Source organism: Xanthomonas sp. SHU 166, assembly GCF_000364685.1.
In the GTDB taxonomy this organism is placed as follows: Bacteria; Pseudomonadota; Gammaproteobacteria; order Xanthomonadales; family Xanthomonadaceae; genus Xanthomonas_A; species Xanthomonas_A sontii.
In genome coordinates this window covers 1-7,042 of the sequence record NZ_AQOJ01000304.1, presented here as the reverse complement: position 1 = coordinate 7,042, position 7,042 = coordinate 1, and the positions used below count along the sequence as shown (strand labels likewise).

At 71.1% G+C, this 7,042-nt stretch carries 5 protein-coding genes and 1 pseudogene; 5 read left to right on the top strand and 1 reads right to left on the bottom strand.

Features of this window, described 5'->3' with window-relative positions:
- Positions 1-319: pseudogene (locus D180_RS09295) on the top strand (folate-binding protein); the annotation flags it as partial.
- Positions 320-342: 23 nt separating this feature from the next.
- On the opposite strand, the gene ugpC reads toward D180_RS09295, so the two are convergent.
- Positions 343-1,461: a sn-glycerol-3-phosphate ABC transporter ATP-binding protein UgpC gene (gene ugpC / locus D180_RS09290; protein ID WP_017912574.1), complete on the bottom strand. Its 1,119-nt coding sequence runs from the start codon at positions 1,459-1,461 to the stop codon at positions 343-345.
- A gap of 414 nt (positions 1,462-1,875) precedes the next feature.
- On the opposite strand from ugpC, the gene zwf reads away from it, so the two are divergent.
- From zwf to edd, 4 genes are all read left to right on the top strand, one after another.
- A complete protein-coding gene (gene zwf, locus D180_RS09285; protein WP_039727862.1) occupies positions 1,876-3,339 on the top strand; it encodes a glucose-6-phosphate dehydrogenase in 1,464 nt (487 codons plus the stop codon).
- The gene (glk, locus tag D180_RS09280) at positions 3,336-4,343 is read left to right on the top strand and encodes a glucokinase (RefSeq protein WP_017909678.1); all 1,008 of its coding nucleotides are present in this window, start codon (positions 3,336-3,338) and stop codon (positions 4,341-4,343) included. Before zwf ends, glk begins: the two co-directional genes overlap by 4 nt.
- Positions 4,340-5,059 (top strand): 6-phosphogluconolactonase, encoded by a 720-nt coding sequence (gene pgl / locus D180_RS09275; RefSeq protein WP_017912573.1) that lies wholly within the window; start codon positions 4,340-4,342, stop codon positions 5,057-5,059. The genes glk and pgl overlap by 4 nt, the downstream gene beginning before the upstream one ends.
- Positions 5,060-5,219: 160 nt before the next feature.
- A partial coding sequence (gene edd / locus D180_RS09270) for a phosphogluconate dehydratase (protein WP_017912572.1) occupies positions 5,220-7,042 on the top strand: 1,823 nt, incomplete at its 3' end.

Genomic DNA, 7,042 nt, shown 5'->3' with positions numbered 1-7,042 from the left:
GTGGACGCCGCAACAGTTGGGCCTGGACCGGCTGCACGCCTTCAGCGTCAAGAAAGGCTGCTACCCCGGCCAGGAAATCGTCGCCCGCACCCACTTCCTGGGCAAGGCCAAGCGCGCCGCGCAGTTGCTGGAAGTGGGTGCGACCGTCGCCATCGAAGCAGCGGTGCTGCGCGACGGTCAGCCGTTCGGCAGCGTGGTCAGCGTCGCCGGCACCCTGGCCTTGGCGGTGCTGCCGCTCGAGGAGGCGCCGCCGGCGGGACTGGACGTCGACGGCCACCCCGCACGTTGGCAGCCCCTGATCGACGGCCTGGCGCGCTGAGCGCGCCGGCGCTTTCGCTGTTGCTATTGCGATTCCCGATTCCCGATTCCCGATTCCCGCGCCTCCAGGCGCCCCCCACTCTCGGCATCGAAGAAGTGCAGCGCGTCGCCGCGCACCGCCACCCGCAGGCGTTCGCCCAGGCCCGGCAGCGCGCGCGGCGCCACCCGCATCACCAGCGGCTGCGCGCCGTGGCTGAGATTGACGAAGATCTCGTTGCCGACCGGCTCGATCACCTCAATGGTGGCCTCGAAGCCGCCCTGCGCGTCGTCGCTGGGCTGCAGGTGCTCCGGCCGCACGCCGATCGCCAGTTCCCGGCCCAGCCATTGCGGCGCGATCTGCGCACCCGGCAGCGGCACCCGCCCGCCGTCCTGCAACTGCAGCTGCAGGCCGCCCTCTTCCACCAGCAGCCCGCGCAGCACGTTCATCGCCGGGCTGCCGAGGAAACCGGCCACGAACAGGTTGGCCGGGCGGTCGTACAGCGCCATCGGCGTGTCGATCTGCTGGATCAGCCCGTCCTTGAGCACGACGATGCGCTGGCCCAGGGTCATCGCCTCGACCTGGTCGTGGGTGACGTAGATCATGGTGGTGCCGAGCTTGCGGTGCAGTTGCGCGATCTCGGTGCGCACCGAGTGGCGCAGCTTGGCGTCCAGGTTGGACAGCGGCTCGTCGAGCAGAAACACCGCCGGCTCGCGCACCAGTGCGCGACCCAGCGCCACGCGCTGGCGCTGGCCGCCGGACATGGCGCGCGGCAGCTTGTGCAGCATCGGGGTCAGGCCCAGGGTGTCGGCGGCGGCGGCCACGCGCTGGCGGATGACCTCCTTGCTCTCGCCGCGCAGCTTGAGCCCGAACGCCAGGTTCTCGGCCACGGTCATGTGCGGGTACAGCGCATAGCTCTGGAACACCATGGCGATGTCGCGGTCCTTCGGCGCCACCTCGTTGACCACGCGCTCGCCGATGCGCAGCTCGCCGCCGCTGATCTCTTCCAGGCCGGCGATCATGCGCAGCAGCGTGGACTTGCCGCAGCCCGAGGGCCCGACCAGCACCATCAGTTCGCCGTCGGCCACTTCGAAGCTGGCCCCGTGCACGGCGACCTGGCCGTTGTCGTAGACCTTGCGGATGTTGTCCAGTTGTACTTTCGCCATGTATCCGGTTTCCGGCAGTGAGGAACGGGCTGCCGCCGGTCCCTCCCGAGGGCAGTGCATACGAATTCGGGTCGCATCATGCCCGCGCGCAGGCAACAATGGATCGCGATGCGGTATTCTGCCATGTAACCGTTTTCACGGGGCAACATCGAGCCTGGGAGGGCATGCAATGCGATCCGCCAGCCGCCGCTCCGGCGCGCCGCCGTCATCCTGCCGGATGACGACCGACCTGCAGCATGAGGCATTGGAGAGGTATGCTCAGAGGTCTGGCAGTCGTATTCATCTCCTGGATCGTGCGTTCCCGCCTGGCGGCCCTCCCGCGTCACGCCCTCGCCCGAACCGGCCGGATACAGGCCGTCGCCGCCGTTCGCTTTCCCACGCCACGTCACTCCTAGCCCCCAGGTGATCGACACCATGTCACCCGAAACCGAAACCCGGTCGATGCACGATACCTTCCTGTTGTTCGGCGCCACCGGCGATCTGGCCCAGCGCTACCTGTTCCCCTCGCTGCTGCGCATGCTCGACGACGGCTTCCTGCCGGAAGACTTCCGCATCCGCGCACTGGCGCTGTCGCCGCACGACACCGCCAAGTTCCACGAGATCCTCAAGCCGCGCCTGCAGGCGGCGATGCCGCAGATCGGCGAATCGATCGTGCAGGCGCTGCTGGCGCGCATCGACTACCGCTCGGTGGACCTGCGCGATGCCGAATCGGTGGCCGCCGCGGTGCGCGACCTGACCGCACGCCGCTGCGTGAGCTACCTGGCGATCCCGCCGGGGCTGTACATCAGCACCTGCCAGGGCCTGGCCCTGGGCGGCGCCCTGGCCGCACCGCACCGTCTGATGCTGGAGAAGCCGATCGGCCACGACTCGGACAGCGCCCGCGAGATCGTGCAGGCGATCGGCGCGCTGATCGACGAGGACCGCGTGTTCCGCCTGGACCACTACCTGGGCAAGGCCGCGGTGCAGAACCTGATCGCGCTGCGCTTCGGCAACACGCTGCTGGAAGCGGTGTGGAACCGCAACTACATCGAGTCGGTGGACATCCTGGTCGCCGAGAGCGAGGGCGTGGACGGCCGCGACGCCTACTACGCGCGCTCCGGCGCGCTGCGCGACATGGTGCAGAGCCATATCCTGCAGTTGCTGTGCCTGGTGGCGATGGAGCCGCCGGCGTCGCTGGAAGCCGACCGCATCCGCGACGAGAAGGTCAAGGTGCTGCGCGCGCTGCGTCCGCTCAGCGCCGAGCATGCCGCCCGCGACAGCGTGCGCGGGCGCTACACCGCCGGCACCATCAACGGCCAGCCGGCGCAGGCCTACCAGCCGCCGGAAGGCAGCGACGTGGAGACCTTCGCCGCAGTCACCGCCTACATCGACAACTGGCGCTGGGCCGGGGTGCCGTTCCGGCTGTGCACCGGCAAGCGCCTGGCCGAGCGCTCCACCCGCGTGGTGGTCACGCTCAAGCCGGTCACCCACTGGCTGTTCGAGCGCCCGGCCGCGCAGCAGGTGGCGCCGAACCGGCTGACCTTCCAGCTGCAGCCGCAGGAGAACATCGAACTGGGGCTGATGAGCAGCCTGGCCGGCCCGGAATGGGGCGCGCTGGAACTGCAGCCGCTGGAACTGGAGCTGTCGGTGCCCACCGGCCTGCACCGCCGCATCGCCTACGAGCGGCTGATGCTCGACGCGCTCAACGGCAACCATGCGCTGTTCGTGCGCGACGACGAAGTCCGCGCCGCCTGGGCCTGGATCGACAGCGTCAGCGCCGCCTGGGCGCAGGCGCACCTGCCGCTGCTGCCCTACCCGGCCGGCAGCTGGGGCCCGCAGGAAGCGCAGGCCTACGTCTCCTGCGACCAGTCCGGCGCCGCGCCGAAGGTCGCGCAATGAGCGCGCCGCAGCGCCCGGTGCTGGTCGCCGACATCGGCGGCACCAATGCCCGTTTCGCCCTCGCCGATCTCGACGCTTCGGTGCCGCTGCTCGACGACAGCACCCAGACCTACTCGGTGGTGGAATTCCCGTCGCTGGGCGACGCCGCCCGCCACTACCTGGAACAGACCGGGGTGGACGCGCGCAGCGGCACCTTCGCGGTCGCCGGCCGCGTCGACGGCGACGAGGCACGCATCACCAACCACCCGTGGGTGATCTCGCGGGCGCGCACCCGCGCCATGCTCGGCTTCGACGAACTGCACCTGATCAACGACTTCGCCGCGCAGGCGATGGCGATCAGCCTGCTGCGGCCGCAGGACGTGGTCCAGGTCGGCGGCGCCAGCTGGACCCCGTCGCCGGTCGAGGTGCCGCGCAACTACGGGGTGATCGGCCCCGGCACCGGCCTGGGCGTGGGCGGCCTGCTGATGCGCGGCGGGCGCTGCTTCCCGCTGGAGACCGAGGGCGGCCACGTCAGCTTCCCGCCGGGTACGCCGGAGGAGATCCGCATCCTGGAACTGCTCTCGCAGCAGTTCGGCCGCGTCTCCAACGAGCGCCTGATCTGCGGCCCCGGCCTGGTCAACATCCACCGCGCGCTCAGCGAGATCGCCGGCGACGATCCGGGCCCGCTGCAGCCGGAGGACATCACCGCGCGCGCCGCGCAGGGCGACTACCGGGCGATGCGCACGGTGGACGTGTTCTGCGCCGTGTTCGGCGCCATCGCCGGTGACCTGGTGCTGATGCAGGGCGCCTGGGACGGCGTGTTCCTGACCGGCGGGCTGGTGCCGAAGATGCTCGACGCGATCCAGCATTCCGGGTTCCGCCAGCGCTTCGAGCACAAGGGCCGGTTTTCGTCGATCATGGCGCGGGTGCCGTCGCTGGCGGTGATCCACCCCCGTCCCGGCCTGCTCGGCGCCGCCGCCTACGCGGTGGACGCCGCGCGGCAATCCCCAGGAGCCATTGCATGAGCCCCACGCTGTCCGACCGCATCACGCTGATCCGCTACGACGATCCGGACGAATGGATCGACGCGGCGGCGGCCGAGATCGGCACCGCGCTGCGCGAGGAAATCCAGCACCGCGGCGGCGCACGCCTGCTGCTGTCCGGCGGCACCACCCCGGCGCCGGTGTACCAGGCGCTGGCCGAGTTGCCGCTGGACTGGTCCAAGCTGGAGGTCGGCCTGGTCGACGAGCGCTGGCTGTCGCCGCAGGACAGCGACAGCAACGCCTACCTGGTCCGGCACAGTCTGCTCGACCGCGCCGAAGAGGCGCGCTTCGAGCCGCTGGTGCGGGTCGGCAAGCCGCTGCAGGACTGCGTGCACGCGGCCAACCTGCACGCGCAGCACGCCCCGGCCCCGTGCATGGCGGTGCTGGGCATGGGCGGCGACGGCCACACCGCCTCGCTGTTCCCGGGCGCCACCGACCTGAACAAGGCCCTGGCCAACCCGCTGCCCTACGCCACGCTCGACGCCACCGGCTGCCCCGGCGCCAACACCTGGCCGCTGCGCATCACCCTGACCCCGGCCGGCCTGGCGCCGATCGGCCAACGCATGCTGCTGTTGCGCGGCAAGCAGAAGCTGGAAGTGCTGGAGCGCGCGCTGGCCGGCACCGATCCGCACGAGTACCCGATCCGCGTCGCCTTCGACACGCCTGGTGCGCGCTTGCGCGTGCATTGGTGCGAGTGAGGCGGGGATTGGGGAGTCGGGATTGGGGATTGGCAACGGCTGCGCGCTGACGCTTTTCCGCTCTTCCGATTCCCCTTACCGATTCCCGCTCTTCCGCTTCCCGCTCTTTCGATTCCCGTTTCCCGTTTCCCGATTCCCCCCTTCATAGCCACGTCCGCCAATGAGCCTGCATCCGACCCTCCACGCGATCACCGAACGCATCCGCCAGCGCAGTGCGCCGTCGCGGCGCGCCTACCTGGCCGGCATCGACGCCGCGCTGCGCGACGGTCCGTTCCGCAGCCGCCTGAGCTGCGGCAACCTCGCCCACGGCTTCGCCGCCTGCGGCCCCACCGACAAGAGCCGGCTGGAAGGCGGGATCACCCCCAACCTCGGCATCATCACCGCGTACAACGACATGCTCTCGGCGCCCCAGCCGTTCGAGCACTACCCGGAGATCATCCGCAGCACCGCGCGCGCGCTCGGCGCCACCGCGCAGGTGGCCGGCGGCGTGCCGGCGATGTGCGACGGCGTGACCCAGGGCCGGCCGGGCATGGAGCTGTCGCTGTTCTCGCGCGACGTGATCGCCCAGGCCACCGCGATCGGCCTCAGCCACGACATGTTCGACACCAGCCTGTACTTGGGCGTGTGCGACAAGATCGTGCCGGGCCTGCTGATCGGCGCGCTGGCCTTCGGCCACCTGCCGGCGGTGTTCGTGCCGGCCGGGCCGATGACACCGGGCATCCCCAACAAGCAGAAGGCCGAGGTGCGCGAGCGCTACGCCGCCGGCCAGGCCACCCGCGAGGAGCTGCTGGCCGCCGAATCGGCGTCCTATCACGCCCCCGGCACCTGCACCTTCTACGGCACCGCCAACTCCAACCAGGTTCTGCTGGAAGCGATGGGCGTGCAGTTGCCCGGCGCCTCCTTCGTCAACCCCGGCACCCCGCTGCGCGAGGCGCTGACCCAGCAGGCGACCGAGCGCGCGCTGCGCATCACCGCCCTGGGCAACGACTTCCGTCCGCTGGGCCGCTTGATCGACGAGCGCGCCATCGTCAACGCGGTGGTCGCGCTGATGGCCACCGGCGGCTCCACCAACCACACCATCCACTGGCTGGCAGTGGCGCGCGCGGCCGGCATCGTGCTGACCTGGGACGACCTGGACGCGCTGTCGCAGCTGGTGCCGCTGCTGGCGCGGGTGTACCCGAACGGCGAGGCCGACGTGAACCACTTCGCCGCCGCCGGCGGTATCGGCTTCGTGTTCCGCGAGCTGATGGACGCCGGGCTGATGCACGACGACCTGGCCACCATCGTGCCGGGCGGCATGCGCGCCTACGGCGACGAACCCTGCGTGCAGGACGGCAAGCTGGCCTACGTGCCGAGCCCGGCCAAGAGCGCCGACGAGGCCGTGGTACGCCCGGCGTCCAACCCGTTCGAGGCGCAGGGCGGCCTGCGCCTGCTGCGCGGCAACCTCGGCCGCTCGCTGATCAAGCTGTCGGCAGTGAAGCCGCAGTTCCGCAGCATCGAAGCGCCGGCCGTGGTGATCGACGCGCCGCAGGCGCTGAACAAGCTGCACGCCGCCGGCGCGCTGCCGCACGACTTCGTGGTGGTGCTGCGCTACCAGGGCCCGCAGGCCAACGGCATGCCGGAACTGCATTCGCTGGCGCCGCTGCTGGGCCTGCTGCAGAACCAGGGCCGGCGCGTGGCGCTGGTCACCGACGGACGCCTGTCCGGCGCCTCCGGCAAGTTCCCCGCGGCCATCCACGTGACCCCGGAAGCGGCGCGCGGCGGCCCCCTGGCGCGGGTGCGCGAAGGCGACATCGTGCGCCTGGACGGCGAGGCCGGCACCCTGGAAGTGCTGGTGGACGCCGCCGAGTGGGCCGCACGCCCGCTGGCGCCGAACACCGCGCCGGCCGCGCACGACCTGGGCCGCAACCTGTTCGGGCTCAACCGCCGCATGGTCGGCCCGGCCGACCAGGGTGCGCTGTCGATCTCCTGCGGCCCGCCGGC

What these genes read in the sequence shown, in the direction of transcription:
- zwf (WP_039727862.1), top strand. Translation starts at nt 1,876, where the DNA reads ATGTCACCCGAAACCGAAACCCGGTCGATGCACGATACCTTCCTGTTG.
- pgl (WP_017912573.1), top strand. Translation starts at nt 4,340, where the DNA reads ATGAGCCCCACGCTGTCCGACCGCATCACGCTGATCCGCTACGACGAT.
- glk (WP_017909678.1), top strand. Translation starts at nt 3,336, where the DNA reads ATGAGCGCGCCGCAGCGCCCGGTGCTGGTCGCCGACATCGGCGGCACC.
- ugpC (WP_017912574.1), bottom strand. Translation starts at nt 1,461, where the DNA reads ATGGCGAAAGTACAACTGGACAACATCCGCAAGGTCTACGACAACGGC.